The 14,731-nt window shown below is 62.2% G+C and carries 18 protein-coding genes; 10 read left to right on the top strand and 8 right to left on the bottom strand.

The window, feature by feature from the left end; all coding sequences use genetic code 11:
* Position 1: 1 nt before the first annotated feature.
* Positions 2-721, bottom strand: a complete 720-nt coding sequence (locus ACF8EF_RS00200) for a response regulator transcription factor (protein WP_176685500.1) — start codon at positions 719-721, stop codon at positions 2-4.
* 193 nt (positions 722-914) lie between these two features.
* Here ACF8EF_RS00200 and ACF8EF_RS00195 point away from each other — a divergent pair, with 193 nt between their 5' ends.
* The 4 genes from ACF8EF_RS00195 to ACF8EF_RS00180 all read left to right on the top strand — a co-directional run bounded on the left by ACF8EF_RS00195 (position 915) and on the right by ACF8EF_RS00180 (position 5,604).
* Positions 915-3,668, top strand: coding sequence for a response regulator (locus ACF8EF_RS00195; RefSeq protein ID WP_176685501.1), 2,754 nt, complete (start codon positions 915-917; stop codon positions 3,666-3,668).
* 76 nt (positions 3,669-3,744) lie between these two features.
* Positions 3,745-4,734, top strand: a complete 990-nt coding sequence (locus tag ACF8EF_RS00190) for a 2-hydroxyacid dehydrogenase (protein ID WP_176685502.1) — start codon at positions 3,745-3,747, stop codon at positions 4,732-4,734.
* A 31-nt stretch (positions 4,735-4,765) separates the two neighbouring features.
* Positions 4,766-5,203 (top strand): hypothetical protein, encoded by a 438-nt coding sequence (locus ACF8EF_RS00185; RefSeq protein ID WP_176685503.1) that lies wholly within the window; start codon positions 4,766-4,768, stop codon positions 5,201-5,203.
* The gene (locus ACF8EF_RS00180) at positions 5,200-5,604 is read left to right on the top strand and encodes an META domain-containing protein (RefSeq protein WP_021782541.1); all 405 of its coding nucleotides are present in this window, start codon (positions 5,200-5,202) and stop codon (positions 5,602-5,604) included. The genes ACF8EF_RS00185 and ACF8EF_RS00180 overlap by 4 nt, the downstream gene beginning before the upstream one ends.
* Positions 5,605-5,719: 115 nt before the next feature.
* Here the strand turns inward: ACF8EF_RS00180 and ACF8EF_RS00175 are convergent, their stop codons facing one another.
* On the bottom strand, positions 5,720-6,184 hold the full coding sequence (locus ACF8EF_RS00175; RefSeq protein ID WP_010952706.1) for a peroxiredoxin family protein: 465 nt from the start codon (positions 6,182-6,184) through the stop codon (positions 5,720-5,722).
* Between the two features lie 85 nt (positions 6,185-6,269).
* Here ACF8EF_RS00175 and arsC point away from each other — a divergent pair, with 85 nt between their 5' ends.
* Genes arsC through ACF8EF_RS00160 form a run of 3 tightly spaced genes read left to right on the top strand, consistent with a single transcriptional unit; the run spans position 6,270 to position 7,631 of the window.
* Positions 6,270-6,623: an arsenate reductase (glutaredoxin) gene (arsC, locus tag ACF8EF_RS00170; RefSeq protein ID WP_103469350.1), complete on the top strand. Its 354-nt coding sequence runs from the start codon at positions 6,270-6,272 to the stop codon at positions 6,621-6,623.
* On the top strand, positions 6,620-7,225 hold the full coding sequence (gene wrbA / locus ACF8EF_RS00165) for an NAD(P)H:quinone oxidoreductase (protein ID WP_176682784.1): 606 nt from the start codon (positions 6,620-6,622) through the stop codon (positions 7,223-7,225). The genes arsC and wrbA overlap by 4 nt, the downstream gene beginning before the upstream one ends.
* Positions 7,218-7,631, top strand: coding sequence for a DUF2069 domain-containing protein (locus ACF8EF_RS00160; protein WP_176682783.1), 414 nt, complete (start codon positions 7,218-7,220; stop codon positions 7,629-7,631). The genes wrbA and ACF8EF_RS00160 overlap by 8 nt, the downstream gene beginning before the upstream one ends.
* Positions 7,632-7,734: 103 nt before the next feature.
* On the opposite strand, the gene ACF8EF_RS00155 is transcribed toward ACF8EF_RS00160, so the two are convergent.
* A complete protein-coding gene (locus ACF8EF_RS00155; protein WP_176682782.1) occupies positions 7,735-8,406 on the bottom strand; it encodes a DNA-3-methyladenine glycosylase I in 672 nt (223 codons plus the stop codon).
* Positions 8,407-8,410: 4 nt separating this feature from the next.
* Positions 8,411-9,235 carry a tRNA 2-thiocytidine(32) synthetase TtcA gene (gene ttcA, locus ACF8EF_RS00150; protein WP_339443485.1) on the bottom strand — a complete coding sequence of 275 codons (825 nt, stop codon included), beginning with the start codon at positions 9,233-9,235 and terminating at the stop codon, positions 8,411-8,413.
* A 263-nt stretch (positions 9,236-9,498) separates the two neighbouring features.
* On the opposite strand from ttcA, the gene ACF8EF_RS00145 reads away from it, so the two are divergent.
* Both ACF8EF_RS00145 and ACF8EF_RS00140 read left to right on the top strand, forming a co-directional pair.
* A complete protein-coding gene (locus ACF8EF_RS00145) occupies positions 9,499-10,098 on the top strand; it encodes a Yip1 family protein (protein ID WP_103443838.1) in 600 nt (199 codons plus the stop codon).
* A 131-nt stretch (positions 10,099-10,229) separates the two neighbouring features.
* Positions 10,230-10,724 carry a SprT family zinc-dependent metalloprotease gene (locus tag ACF8EF_RS00140; protein WP_176682781.1) on the top strand — a complete coding sequence of 165 codons (495 nt, stop codon included), beginning with the start codon at positions 10,230-10,232 and terminating at the stop codon, positions 10,722-10,724.
* A 186-nt stretch (positions 10,725-10,910) separates the two neighbouring features.
* Here ACF8EF_RS00140 and fpr read toward each other — a convergent pair whose 3' ends face one another.
* On the bottom strand, positions 10,911-11,690 hold the full coding sequence (gene fpr, locus ACF8EF_RS00135) for a ferredoxin-NADP reductase (RefSeq protein ID WP_003252381.1): 780 nt from the start codon (positions 11,688-11,690) through the stop codon (positions 10,911-10,913).
* 117 nt (positions 11,691-11,807) lie between these two features.
* On the opposite strand from fpr, the gene finR reads away from it, so the two are divergent.
* A complete protein-coding gene (gene finR / locus ACF8EF_RS00130) occupies positions 11,808-12,734 on the top strand; it encodes a LysR family transcriptional regulator FinR (RefSeq protein WP_003252379.1) in 927 nt (308 codons plus the stop codon).
* Here the strand turns inward: finR and ACF8EF_RS00125 are convergent.
* The 3 genes from ACF8EF_RS00125 to ACF8EF_RS00115 form a co-directional block, all read right to left on the bottom strand.
* A complete protein-coding gene (locus ACF8EF_RS00125; protein ID WP_176682780.1) occupies positions 12,731-13,096 on the bottom strand; it encodes a diacylglycerol kinase in 366 nt (121 codons plus the stop codon). The two genes, finR and ACF8EF_RS00125, sit on opposite strands and share 4 nt — an antisense overlap.
* Before the next feature lie 73 nt (positions 13,097-13,169).
* Positions 13,170-13,820: a response regulator transcription factor ErdR gene (gene erdR, locus ACF8EF_RS00120; RefSeq protein ID WP_010952699.1), complete on the bottom strand. Its 651-nt coding sequence runs from the start codon at positions 13,818-13,820 to the stop codon at positions 13,170-13,172.
* A gap of 178 nt (positions 13,821-13,998) precedes the next feature.
* Positions 13,999-14,709: a tRNA-uridine aminocarboxypropyltransferase gene (locus tag ACF8EF_RS00115; protein ID WP_176682779.1), complete on the bottom strand. Its 711-nt coding sequence runs from the start codon at positions 14,707-14,709 to the stop codon at positions 13,999-14,001.
* Positions 14,710-14,731 lie beyond the last annotated feature (22 nt).

Below are 14,731 nucleotides of genomic sequence, written 5' to 3'. Positions count from 1 at the left end.
TTCACTCTGCCTCGCCGGCACTGAGCACGTAACCCTTGCCCCACACGGTGCGGATCTGCCGTTCGTGATAACCGATGCCCTTGAGCTTGCGGCGGATCTGGCTGACGTGCATGTCCAGGCTGCGGTCGTGCCGTGAATAGCCGCGCTGCAACACCTGCTGGTACAGGAACGGCTTGCTGAGGACCTCGTCGAGGTTGCGGTTGAGGATGTCCAGCACGCGGTATTCGCTGGGGGTCAGACCTGCCAGGCGATTATCCAGGCACACGTCACACAACCCCTCGTCGAACTGCAGCTCGCCGCAGTTGGCTTGCTCCAGCGGGCCTTGATGCCGCCGCTCCAGGGCCACGCGGCGCAGAATCGCCTCGATGCGCACCTGCAACTCGGCCATGCTGAATGGCTTGGGCAGGTAATCGTCAGCACCGCGCTGAAAGCCGCTGATACGGTCGGCCTCGGCTCCCAGCGCCGACATCAGGATTACCGGCGTGGCGCTGCGCCTGCGCAACTGCGCCAAGGCGTCCAGCCCATCAAGCCCGGGCAGCAGGATGTCCATGAGCACAACATCGAAAGCCTGGCGGCCAGCCGTTTCCAGGCCCTCCAGGCCATTGCGGCACCAGGTGACCTGGAAGCCCCCGCGCTGCAATTCCTCTTGCAGATAGGCACCAAGAACCGGGTCGTCCTCGATGGCAAGGATATTGGAGTTGTAAATAGCTACAGGATTCATTGGCAACTGCCATTAATTCTCAATTGAGCGATTATTGAGCATTCGCCACCTGCCAGGCAACCGCGTTGCGACCAATACCCCGGCAACAGCGCATGACACATACTAAAGAGATGCAATGGTGCCGCAGGCGGAGTAACTTCGCGGCTTGGCCGTTACCACTTGACGGCATCCAGGCACATCAGAGGAGGCGATTGTGCTCGATCGTTTGGGAATCCGCAGTCGGGTCTTGCTGCTGGCACTGCTGCCGGCCGGCTTGATGGCCCTGGTGCTGGGTAGCTATTTCACCTGGCTGCAACAGAACGACCTGCGCACCCAGCTGTTGCAGCGCGGCAAAATGATCGCCGAACAACTGGCGCCACTGGCCGCACCCGCCATGGCCCGGCTCGCGCCTGCGCAACTGGAGAGAATTGCCGCACAAACCCTGGAGCAGGCCGATGTGCGCGCAGTTGCGTTCCTGGCCCCAGACCGCACGCGCCTGGCCCACGCAGGCCCGAGCATGCTCAACCTGCCGCCCAGCGGCGGTACCGGCACCCAACTCCTGCAGCGCAGTGGCAACGACGCCACCCGCTACCTGATGCCAGTGTTCGGCCACCACCGTGACCTGGCCACCGACGCCGTGCCCGCCGAAGCCGATCGCCTGCTGGGCTGGGTAGAGATCGAGTTGTCGCACGACGGCACGCTGCTGCGCGGCTACCGCAACCTGTTCACCAGCCTGTTGCTGATCCTCGCTTGCCTGGCACTCAGTGGCCTGCTGGCGCTGCGCATGAGCCGCACCATCAACGACCCTATCGAGCGCATCAAGCACGCGGTCAACCAGCTCAAGGACGGGCACCTCGAGGAACGCCTGCCGACCCTGGGCAGCCATGAGCTGGACGAACTGGCCCATGGCATCAACCGCATGGCCGAAACCCTGCAAAACGCCCACGAAGAACTGCAGCACAGCATCGACCAGGCCACCGAAGACGTGCGCCAGAACCTGGAAACCATCGAAATCCAGAACATCGAGCTGGACATGGCGCGCAAAGAGGCACTTGAGGCCAGCCGCATCAAGTCGGAGTTCCTGGCCAACATGAGCCACGAAATCCGCACCCCGCTCAACGGCATCCTCGGTTTTACCCACCTGCTGCAAAAAAGCGAGATGACACCCCGCCAGCTCGACTACCTGAACACCATCGAGAAGTCTGCTGACAACTTGCTGGGAATCATCAACGAGATCCTCGATTTCTCCAAGATCGAAGCCGGCAAGCTGGTGCTCGACAGCATACCGTTCAACCTGCGTGACCTGATCCAGGACACCCTGACCATCCTCGCTCCGGCCGCCCACGCCAAGCAGCTGGAATTGCTGAGCCTGATCTACCGTGACACGCCTGCTTCGCTGGTTGGCGACCCGTTGCGGCTCAAGCAGATCCTCACCAACCTGGTCAGCAATGCCATCAAGTTCACCCGCGAAGGCACCATCGTCGTGCGCGCCATGCTGGAAGACGAGCACGAAGACTGCGCGCAGTTGCGCATCAGCGTGCAGGACACCGGCATCGGCCTGTCACCACAGGATGTGCGCACACTGTTCCAGGCCTTCAGCCAGGCTGACAACTCACTGGCCCGCCAGCCCGGCGGCACCGGTCTAGGGCTGGTGATTTCCAAGCGCCTGATCGAACAGATGGGCGGCGAGATCGGCGTCGACAGTACCCCGGGCGAAGGTTCGCAGTTCTGGATCAGCCTCAACCTGCCCAAGGCGCATGACGATGCTGAAGAACTGCCACCGCAGCCATTGCTGGGCCGCCGTGCCGCCATTGTCGATGGCCACGAACTGGCACGCCAGGCGTTGGAGCACCAGTTGCAAGACTGCGGCCTCAGCGTGAGCCTTTTCGGCTCCTATGACCAGTTGCTGCAGGGGGTGCAGGCCGCCAGCCAGGCCGGCCTGCCGTTCGAGTTCGCGGTGCTCGGGGCCAACCTGGGCAACCTGTCGCCCGAGCAACTAGGCCATTATCACCAGCAGCTCGAGCGTTACCACTGCCAGTGCGTGGTGCTGTGCCCGACCACCGAGCAGGCGCTTTACCACCCATACCTGCCTAACGGCCATGGCCAATTGCTGTCCAAGCCGACCTGCACCCGCAAGCTGCGGCGTCTCTTGCTGGAACTGGTGCAACCACGTCGACCGCTGGCCGATGCAAATAACCCCAATGGCCAGCGCCGACCGAAAATACTCTGCGTCGACGACAATGCCGCCAACCTGCTGCTGGTGAAAACCCTGCTCGAAGACTTGGGTGCCGAGGTACTGGCCGTCAACAATGGCCATGCGGCGGTACAGGCCGTGCAGGGCGAGCTGTTCGACCTGGTGCTGATGGATGTGCAGATGCCCGGCATGGACGGCCGCGCCTGTACTGAACAGATCCGCCTGTGGGAGAACACCCAAAGCGGCAATCCGCTGCCGATCGTCGCCCTCACGGCCCATGCCATGGCCAACGAAAAACGTGCGTTATTGCACAGCGGCATGGACGACTACCTGACCAAACCGATCAGCGAACGGCAACTGGCCCAGGTGGTGATGAAGTGGACCGGCCTGAGCCTGGGCACACCGCAGCAGGCGCAGGCCGAGTTGCTGACCAACGGCGACGAACTGAAGGTACTCGACCCCGAAGAGGGCCTGCGCCTGGCCGCTGGCAAGGCAGATCTGGCGGCTGACATGCTGAGCATGCTGCTGGCGTCGCTGGATACGGACCGTGAAGCCATACGCGCCGCCCGCGCAGCCGATGACCGCAATGGCCTGATCGAGCAAGTACACCGTCTGAACGGTGCCTCACGCTATTGCGGCGTGCCGCAATTAAGGGCAGCGTGCCAACGCAGCGAAACCTTGCTGAAGCAGGACAATCCGCAGGCGCAGCAGGCCCTGGATGAACTGGACAGCGCGATCAGCCGGCTGGCGGCACAGGCCAGATTGAGCGCTTGAGTGGATCTGGGCCTCGCTGGGTATGCCTTGACAGGCAGCGCCCCACCCAAAACATGCATTGCAAAGGAGTTCCACCATGCGCGCCCTGTTGTTCAGCAGCCAGCACTACGACCAGGAAAGCTTCACCGAGGCTGCCCGCGGCACCACCCTGGAGCTGCATTTCCAGCCCGCCCGCCTGACCCTCGACACCGCCGCCCTGGCAGATGGCTTTGAGGTGGTCTGCGCCTTCATCAATGATGAGCTCGGCGAACCGGTGCTGCAGCGCCTGGCCGCAGCTGGCACGCGGTTGATCGCGCTGCGCTCGGCCGGCTACAACCACGTCGACCTGGCCGCCGCCCAGCGCTTGGGCCTGGCCGTGGTGCGTGTGCCGGCCTACTCGCCACACGCCGTTGCCGAGCATGCCGTGGCGCTCATCCTGGCACTCAACCGGCGTCTGCATCGGGCCTACAACCGCACTCGCGAAGGCGACTTCACCTTGCACGGGCTGACCGGTTTCGATCTGCACGGCAAAACCGTCGGGGTGGTCGGTACCGGCCAGATCGGTGCCGCCTTTGCCCGCATCATGGCCGGTTTCGGCTGCAAGCTGCTGGCGTACGACCCCTACCCCAACCCAGAGCTGCTGGCCCTTGGCGCCCGCTACATGCCCCTGCCCGAGCTATTGCGCGAAGCCCGCATCATCAGCCTGCACTGCCCACTGACCGAGCACACTCGCCACCTGATCAATGCGCAAAGCCTGGCCCAGTTGCAGCCCGGCGCCATGCTGATCAACACCGGTCGCGGTGCGCTGGTCGACACCCCTGCGCTGATCGACGCACTGAAGAGCGGCCAGCTTGGCTACCTGGGCCTGGACGTCTACGAAGAAGAAGCCCAACTGTTCTTCGAGGACCGCTCCGACCTGCCCTTGCAAGACGATGTGCTAGCTCGGCTGCTGACCTTCCCCAACGTGATCATCACCGCCCACCAGGCTTTCCTCACCCGCGAGGCGCTGGATGCCATTGCCGCGACCACACTGGACAACATCAACCGCTGGGCGGCAGGCAATCCACAGAATCTGGTAATGGGTTAGTGCTAGGATACGCGGCATTTCTGGAGGACCCATGGTCGAACACGATTTTCGCTACACCCTTTTCAACCCGCAACACACCCTGATCGAGTGCCGTGCGTTGGTGCCAGGCCGCTATCAGGTCACCGGCAACGGCGGCTCGATGCACAAAGGCGACAGCCTGCTGGTCACGCTCAAGGGCAGCAAGGATTTGTCCATGCGCCTGACCGTGGAAAGCGTGCGCCACCTGATCAACCCACGCGGCCAGTGGGTTGCCGTGGCGAGCGGCCCGGTGTTCAACGAGCTGGAAATCCTCACCTGGCAGGTCGAATGCGATCGCTGCGATGCGGTGCTGGGCTTCGAGTTCGCGGTAGACGCCAAGCTCGGCAAGGCAGCTCGTCAACCGGCTGCCAGTGCCCGTATCGCAGAGCTGGGCTGGGCCAGCCGTGGCGAAAAACACCTGTGCCCACGTTGCCAGGAGAGCGCCGAGTGAAGAATCTGCTGACCGGCGTGCTGATTGCAACCGGCCTGCTCGGCTGCGCCACAGAACCTTCCAAGCTGCAGCAGGAGCGCAGCTACGTGCTGGAGTGGATTGGCGAACGACCACTGATCGACTACAGCCACCTGACCCTGACACTGGCCAGCGACGGCCGTGCCTATGGCAACGGCGGCTGCAACCACTGGTTTGCGCCTTACACGCTCGATGGCGAGCACCTCAGCTTCGGCAAGGTCGGCAAGACCCGCAAGCTGTGCGCACCCGCGCTGATGGAACAGGAAAAGCGCTTCCTGCAGGCGCTGGAAACGGTAGAGCGTTGGGATGTGTCACCGGTGGAGCAGATACGCTTCTGGCCGGCCGAAGGCAAGCCGCTGCGCTTCTGGCCCGAGGAAGGCTGAGGATTGCCGGGGCCGCTTTGCGGCCCTTCGCGGGCGCGCCCGCTCCCACAGTTTATCGCGTCCCCCTGTGGGAGCGGGCGTGCCCGCGAAGGGCTGCAGAACGGCCCCGAATGCATCAGGCGCCTTTCAGGGCCTTGATCTTTGCCTGCAACCCTTCCAGGGTCTGCTCGCCCATCAACTGCTCACGCACCTTGCCCTTGTCGTCGATGATGTAGGTCACCGGCAAGGCCTCGCTACGCGGCAGGTCATAGCGCTCGGCCGGGTCCTGGGCCAGCACGGTGAAACCGATGCCCAGGGTTTCGGCAGCCTGCTTCAGGTCCTGCCCCTGCAGGCCATCGAAGTTCACCCCCACCACCTTGACGCCATCAGCCGCCCACTGCTTGGCCGCTGCGTTCAGTTCCGGGATTTCGGTACGGCACGGCCCGCACCACTCAGCCCAGTAGTTGAGCACCAGCCAGTGCCCTTCGATCTGTTCGGCCTTAACCGTATTACCGTGTTGGTCCACGCCATAATCGGCACCGCAACCACCGAGCAACAGGCTCGCGGTGATGGCCAGTACTGCTGCCAAACGCCTTGCCATGGGTCAATCCTTCTCGAGTTTTAAAGCAAATTGGTCAGTCGCTGCGGTTAGAATAGCCGCCACACCCAGCTGGATGCGACCCGACATGACTGACCTCACGCTCTATCATAACCCGCGCTGCTCGAAATCCCGCGGCGCCCTTGAACTGCTCGAAGCCCGCGGCCTGGCCCCGACCATCGTGCGCTACCTGGAAACCCCGCCCGACGCTGCCACCCTCAAGGCCTTGCTCGGCAAGCTGGGCATCGCCCCGCGCCAATTGCTGCGCAGCGGCGAGGACGAATATAAAACACTGAACCTGGCCGACCCGGCACTGACCGACGCGCAACTGATCGAGGCCATGGCCCAGCACCCCAAACTGATCGAGCGGCCGATCCTGGTTGCCGGTGACAAGGCCGTGGTCGGTCGTCCGCCAGAAAAAGTGCTGGAGATCCTGCCGTGAGCGCGCCCTACATCCTGGTGCTGTATTACAGCCGCCATGGAGCGACCAGCGAAATGGCCCGGCACATCGCCCGCGGTATCGAGCTGGCCGGCATGGAGGCGCGCCTGCGCACGGTGCCCGCGATTTCCACCGAATGCGAAGCGGTGGCCCCGGATATTCCGGCCAGTGGCGCGCTGTACGCCACCCTTGATGACCTGCGCCACTGCGCAGGCCTGGTACTGGGCAGCCCGACCCGGTTCGGCAACATGGCAGCGCCACTCAAGTACTTCCTGGATGGCACCAGCAGCCTTTGGCTAGGCGGTGAGCTGGTCGGCAAACCGGCTGGCGTGTTCACCTCCACCGCCAGCCTGCACGGCGGCCAGGAAACGACTTTGCTGTCGATGATGCTGCCACTGATGCACCACGGCATGTTGGTGATGGGCCTGCCCTACAGCGAGTCGGCACTGCTCGAGACCCGCGGCGGCGGCACGCCTTATGGCGCCAGCCACCACGCAGGTGCCGATGGCAAGCGCGAACTCGACTCCCACGAAATCACCCTGTGCCGCGCCCTGGGCCAACGCCTGGCGACCACGGCCAAGGCCCTGGAGGCGGCGCGTGGCTAGAAAGCCCAAGGTATTGCCACCGCTGCAATGGCTGGTACCACGCCTGCGCCTGACGCGGGCATTCAGCCTGGCATGCTTCTTCGGCCTGATCGCCCTGCTGGTGGTGAACAACCTGTGGTTCGCCAACCTGCACGGGGCCCGGGTCGAGGTGATCCTGGCGATCGAATTGGTGCCGTTGCTGTTGCTGCTGCCAGGCATGCTGAAAGGCAGCGCCCGGGCGCATGCCTGGACCTGCTTCGTGGTGAATATCTATTTCATCAAGGGCGTGCTGGCGGCGTTCGACCCGGCCCGGGCGGTATTCGGCTGGCTTGAAGTGCTGGTGAGCCTGGGGCTGTTCATTGCCGGGCTACTGTACGTGCGCTGGAAGTTCCAGCATGAGCGGCGCATGGCAGGCGAAGGCAGTTAGATTTTTTGCGGGCACGCCCGCTCCCACAGGTACTGCACAGGCCTTAAGTGCGGTGCGATTCCTGTGGGAGCGGGCGTGCCCGCGAATGGGAGCAACACAAGGCTCAATGGTTGACGGTGTGCGCCAGCATCACCGACAACTGGCACAGCGGCCGCCCGCTCTCTGCATGCCACTGGTTGAACGCCTGCTGCACCAGAGCCAGGTCGCGCTGGCTGGTTGGCTGCTTGTCGATCACCTTCTGTGCAATCAACGCCGCTGCCATGTCATCGGTCGGGATGAAGGTGTCCTTGCCGACCATGCGCAAGAACCGTGGCGCCGACAACCCGCCCAACTGGTTGCCGTGCTTGGCCAGGTACTTCCACAAGCCGACAATGTCGGTCACTGGCCAGTCGGCGATAAATGCCCCAAAACTGCCATGCGCCTTGGCGATATCCAGCACCATTTGCGCATTGCGCGGCACGCTCTTGAGCTTGCCCAGGTGGCGAATGATGCGCTCGTCGTGCATTAGCCGCTCCAGATGCTCGGCACCCATCAACACCACTTTCTCCGGATCGAAGCCGAAGAACACCTGCTCGAACGCCGGCCACTTGGCGTCCACCAGGCTGTGCTTGAGCCCGGCGCGAAACACCCGCAGGGCCAGCGTCGACAGGTAGCGGTCGTCACTGATGTCGCGCAGTTGCGCCGGCGTGCGCGGCTGCGGCAGGAAAGCCTCCAGCGCCTGGGCCGAGCCAAAGCGGTTAAGGCAGTACTCATGCAACCACTGGTAATCGCGCATGGGCTCAGATGTTCAGCACGTCGAGGAAACGCGGGGTAGCGTTTTCGTCGATCTTCAGGCTGGTGAAGTCAAACAGGTTCCGGTCGGCCAACTGCGACGGAGCCACGTTCTGCAGGGCACGGAAGATGCTCTCGGTACGGCCCGGGTGCTTGCGTTCCCACTCCACCAGCATGTCCTTGACCACCTGGCGCTGCAGGTTTTCCTGCGAGCCGCACAGGTTGCACGGGATGATCGGGAATTCCTTCATGTCCGAGTAGGCCTGGATGTCCTTCTCGCTGCAGTAGGCCAGCGGGCGGATCACCACGTTGCGGCCGTCGTCGGCGCGCAGCTTCGGCGGCATGCCCTTGAGCGCGCCGTTGAAGAACATGTTGAGGAAGAAGGTTTCGACGATGTCGTCGCGGTGATGCCCCAGCGCCATCTTGGTAGCGCCAATTTCGTCGGCAAAGGTGTACAGGGTACCGCGGCGCAGACGAGAACACAGCGAGCAAGTGGTCTTGCCTTCGGGTACCAGCTCCTTTACCACCGAGTAGGTATCCTTCTCGACGATGTGGTACTCGACACCCAGTTCCTTGAGGTAGGCCGGCAATACGTGCTCAGGGAAGCCCGGCTGTTTCTGGTCCATGTTCACCGCCACGATCTGGAACGTGATCGGTGCCACCTTCTGCAGGTGCAACAGAACGTCGAGCATGGTGTAGCTGTCCTTGCCGCCGGACAGGCAGACCATGACCTTGTCGCCATCCTCGATCATGTTGTAGTCGGTGATGGCTTCGCCAGCGAGACGACGCAGGCGTTTTTGCAGTTTGTTCTGGTTGACCGAGAGGGTGCCCATAGCGCTTGGATCCGCGAGGTGTGACAAAAGCCGGCTATTTTACGCACAAACGCAGCATCGCTGTAGGCATTCCGATAAAGACTTCAATGTAATCAACAGCACCGCTTACAGCGCAATTTGCTCTAAAAAGCGCGGTTTATGTGGGTAACGGCTTCCTATACTGCCACATAAGGCCACATTACCGCTTGCATCGGTGTTAGGGCCTCGGGCCGCTTGCGCTCCATATTGGGGGGCGTTTGGCAACATTGAGAGGAGTGATCGGCATGATTCATCACGTTGTGGGGCTGTTTACCCATCCCGATCAGGAATGGCGGGAGATTCGTGGCGAAGAAGAAACCATCAGCCACATGTACCTGACGCACACCCTGATCCTCGCGGCGATTCCGGCCGTTTCGGCGTTTATCGGCACTACCCAGGTGGGCTGGGTGATCGGTGACCGACCGGCAGTGATGCTGACCATGGAAAGCGCTGTCTGGATGAGCATCATGTCATACCTGGCCATGCTCGCCGGGGTGGCGGTAATGGGCGCGTTCATCCACTGGATGGCCCGCACCTACGATGCCAACCCGTCCATGGCGCAATGCATCGCTTTTGCCACCTACACCGCCACCCCCTTGTTCATCGGCGGCCTGGCGGCGCTTTACCCGCACCTGTGGCTGGGCATGCTGATCGGCACAGCCGCCATCTGCTACACGGTATACCTGCTGTATGTCGGCTTGCCGACGTTCATGAACATACCATCGGATGAAGGCTTCCTGTTCTCCAGCTCGGTGCTGGCAGTAGGCTTGGTGGTACTGGTGGCAATCATGGCGGCTACCGTCATTATCTGGGGACTGGGCGTGGGGCCCGTCTACACCAACTAGAACAGACTGAACCAACACTGGGGCATCAACCAGGGGCCGCCGCAAGGCGGCTTCTGGCTGTGCGCTGACCGGTGACTCGGCAAGCCACCTGCGCTTGCGGCATAATGCCTGGTCAGGAGAACCGCCCCGCCATGCCCGAGCAGCTCAAACAACGCGTCGAAACCTGTTACCTGCAAGCCGAAGCCTTTTTCAAACGCCGCTTCCCGCGCCCGGAGGTCAGCTTCAAACTGCGCGGGCAAAAAGCCGGCGTCGCCCACCTGCACGAAAATCTGCTGCGCTTCAACCTGCAGCTCTACCGCGAAAACCAGGAAGACTTCCTGCGCCAGACCGTGGCCCATGAAGTGGCGCACCTGGTTGCCCACCAACTGTTTGGCGACCGTATCCAGGCCCACGGTGAAGAGTGGCAATTGATCATGCGCGGGGTGTATGAGCTGCCGCCCAATCGTTGCCACAACTATGACGTGCAACGGCGTGCAGTGACCCGCTACATCTACCGCTGCCCGTGCCCGAAAAGCGACTTCCCGTTTACCGCGCAGCGGCACAGGCTGGTGCACCAGGGGCGACGATACCTGTGCAAGCGGTGCCGGGAAGTCCTGGTGTACAGCGGCGAGACGCGGGTCGAATAGACCGGGTTTCGCCTGCACCGGCCCTTTCGCGGGCAAGCCCGCTCCTACAGGTGCAGCGCACGTCTCGAGAATTGCACGCCCCCCGTAGGAGCGGGTTTACCCGCGAAAGGGCCGGAACAGGCAATGCACAAATCCCAGGCATAAGAAAGGCGACCCGAAAGTCGCCTTCCTCTATTCGCCTGCGCCTTACTTCTCGACGAAAGCTCGCTCGATCAGGTAGTCACCCGGTTCGCGCATGCGCGGGGAGATCTTCAGGCCGAAGCTGTCCAGCACTTCACTGGTCTCGTCGAGCATGCTCGGGCTGCCACAGATCATCGCGCGGTCGTCTTGCGGGTTGATCGGCGGCAGGCCGATGTCACTGAACAGCTTGCCGCTGCGCATCAGGTCGGTCAGACGGCCCTGATTTTCGAACGGCTCACGGGTCACGGTCGGGTAGTAGATCAGCTTGTCGCGAACCGACTCACCGAAGAACTCGTTCTGCGGCAGGTGCTCGGTGATGAACTCGCGGTAGGCGACTTCGTTCACGTAGCGCACGCCATGGACCAGGATCACTTTTTCAAAGCGCTCGTAGGTTTCCGGATCCTGGATGACGCTCATGAACGGCGCCAGGCCAGTACCGGTGCTCAGCAGGTACAGGTGCTTGCCAGGGTTCAGGTCGTCGAGTACCAGGGTACCGGTAGGCTTCTTGCTGATGATGATCTCATCGCCTTCCTTCAGGTGTTGCAGCTGCGAGGTCAGCGGGCCGTCCGGTACCTTGATGCTGAAGAATTCAAGGTGCTCTTCCCAGTTCGGCGAAGCGATGGAGTAGGCACGCATGAGCGGACGGCCGTTGTCCTGCTGCAGGCCGATCATCACGAACTGACCGTTCTCGAAGCGCAGGCCCGGGTCGCGGGTGCACTTGAAGCTGAACAGGGTGTCGTTCCAGTGGTGCACACTGAGGACACGTTCGTGGTTCATGTTGCTCATCGATGGGGCTCCTGAAGAAAAACGCGCGCGCAAAGCGCACAGTTGCGCAATAGTTTAGGGGCAGCGACAATATCTGTTAACTGGATTATCAAGATATGTGTTATCGGTTATATCGATATGCGATTCACACTCCGTCAAATGCAAGTCTTCGTTGCTGTCGCCCAGCACCAAAGCGTCTCTCGGGCCGCCAGCCTGTTGGCGCTGTCGCAGTCGGCTGCCAGCACCTCTATCACCGAGCTGGAGCGCCAATCGAGCTGCCAGCTGTTCGACCGTGCCGGCAAACGCCTGGCCCTCAATGCCTTGGGCCATCAACTGCTGCCACAAGCAGTAGCCCTGCTTGACCAGGCCAAGGAAATCGAAGACTTGCTCAACGGCAAATCCGGTTTCGGCTCGCTGGCGGTCGGCGCCACACTGACCATCGGCAACTACCTGGCCACCCTGCTGATCGGCAACTACATGCAGACACACCCGGAAAGCCAGGTAAAACTGCATGTTCAAAATACTGCGCATATCGTGCAACAGGTCGCGCACTACGAAATTGATCTGGGTCTAATCGAAGGCGACTGCAATCACCCCGACCTGGAGGTTCAGCCGTGGGTCGAGGACGAACTGGTGGTGTTCTGTGCGCCACAGCACCCACTGGCGAAACTGGGCCGCGCCGATATCGAAAGCCTTTCGCAAGAGGCATGGATCCTGCGCGAACAAGGCTCAGGCACGCGCCTGACCTTCGACCAGGCCATGCGCCATCACCGCGCCAACCTGAATATTCGCCTGGAGCTGGAGCACACCGAAGCGATCAAGCGGGCGGTGGAGTCGGGCCTGGGCATCGGTTGCATTTCACGTCTGGCCCTGCGTGACGCCTTCCGCCGTGGCAGCCTGGTACCTGTGGAAACCCCGGAACTGGACCTGCTGCGCCAGTTCTACTTCATCTGGCACAAACAAAAGTACCAGACCTCGGCCATGCGTGAGTTTCTCGAGCTATGCCGCAACTTCACTGCGGGCTTTACCCGCAGCGACGAAATCGTGCTGCCGCCGATCGCTTAAAGCAGGATCACCCCCCACACCAACGCCACCATGGTCAGTGCCACCAGCTGTGCGGCGCTGCCCATGTCCTTGGCGTTTTTCGACAGAGGGTGGCGCTCCAGCGAAATGCGATCGATGGCCGCCTCCACCGCCGAGTTGAACAGCTCGACGATCAGCCCCAGCAGGCAAACCACAATCATGATTGCCCGTTCGGCGCGGCTGACCGGCAACCACAAGGCGATCGGGATCAGCAGCACATTGAGCAGCACCAACTGGCGGAATGCGGCCTCGCCCTTGAAGGCGGCTCGCAGGCCGTCCAGCGAGTAGCCAGCGGCGTTCAAGATGCGTTTGAGGCCGGTCTGGCCCTTGAATGGCGAGGTCATGTAAGTCACTTCACAGCAGAAAGGCCAGCAGACTAGACCGGCTCGGGTCAAAAAAGCGTGAAGCCACGCGCACTCAGTTGCTGGCAACCGATTCCAGTTGTTGCAGCAGCAACGCAGCCTGGGTCCGGGTACGCACACCCAGCTTGCGGAAGATCGCGGTAACGTGGGCCTTGATGGTCGCTTCCGACACGCTCAGCTCATAGGCGATCTGCTTGTTCAGCAAGCCTTCACAAACCATGGTCAGTACGCGGAACTGCTGCGGCGTGAGGCTGGCCAAGCCTTCGCTGGCGGCCTTGGCCTCGGCCGAAACATCGACCTTTTCGAACGCCTGCGGCGGCCACCAGACCTCACCGTCAAGCACCTTGCGCACCGCATCCTGGATCACTTCCAGGGTGCTGGACTTGGGAATGAAACCACTGGCGCCGAACTCGCGGGACTTGACCACCACGGCGGCCTCTTCCTGTGCCGAAACCATCACCACGGGGATCTGCGGGTACTGCCCGCGTAGCAGCACCAGACCGGAAAAACCGTAGGCACCCGGCATGTTCAAGTCCAGCAGCACCAGGTCCCAGTCGGCTTTTTCGCTCAGGCGGGTTTCCAGTTCGGCAATGCTCGCAACTTCGACCAGACGCACATCGGAGCCAAGCCCGAGGGTAACGGCCTGGCGCAGGGCGCCACGGAACAGTGGGTGGTCATCGGCAATCAGGATTTCGTATGTGGCCATCGATCTAAGGATCCTGTTCTGTGCCAGGCACTCGAGAGGAAGGGAAGCGCCCGGCGGGAAACGGCGCCAAGGATGCCGAGCACGTTCAAGGGTGATCAAGCCAATCGCCCTGCCGTCTCGCCCACCCTGGCTGCCAGCTCAGTCATTATGAACCAAAGCAGGGGTTGTGCCCCTTGGACTATAGGAAGGTATGCAAACGCTGGTGGGTGTCGTCCTGCTCGTCAAGTGGCAGCCGCCGCTTGCCGCTCAGGTAATGCAGGCTGAACACATCCAGATAGGCATCCAGCGCCTGCGAGGCCTGGCTGTCGCCAGCAAGGTCCAGGCACATGGCCGCAACTTCTGCCGTACAGAAATGATCATCGCGCTTGGAGCGCCGCAGGCGGTAGCGCGACATCTGCTCGGCTTGCAGGCTCAACACCGGGAAGCGGTCCAGGTACGGGCTTTTGCGGAACATCTTGCGCGCTTCGGTCCAGGTGGCATCCAGCAGGATGAACAGTGGACGCTTGCCCGGCTCGCGCACCACCTCGCTGACCACCCGCTCCTGGGCAACGAACTCGCCCGGAAAAACGATATAGGGCTGCCAGCTCGGGTCATCGAGCAAGGCCAGCAGGCGCTCGTCAACCGCGGTGCGCAACCAGCCGAAGGCCCAGGTGTCTTCAATCAGGTCGGCAATCAACCAGCCGGTGTTGGTGGGTTTCAGCGGCTCGGTGTCGTGCATCAGCAGGCACACACCCGCGTCAGCCTGCACCCTAGGCTTCCAGGCACACAGGCAATGGGTAGCAATGACCCGGCAATCCGGGCAACGCTCGGCACGCGAGCCACGGGCGATGAAAGGCTTGTTGCTGCGGGCCAGGCGTTCGGCGCGCAGACGCGCTACCGCATGGCTCATGCCGGCAGGCCTCTGGACAGAT

The sequence above is a fragment of the Pseudomonas sp. zjy_15 genome (assembly GCF_043101865.1).
In the GTDB taxonomy this organism is placed as follows: domain Bacteria; phylum Pseudomonadota; class Gammaproteobacteria; order Pseudomonadales; family Pseudomonadaceae; genus Aquipseudomonas; species Aquipseudomonas putida_Y.
This window is presented reverse-complemented; position numbering and strand designations above follow the sequence as displayed.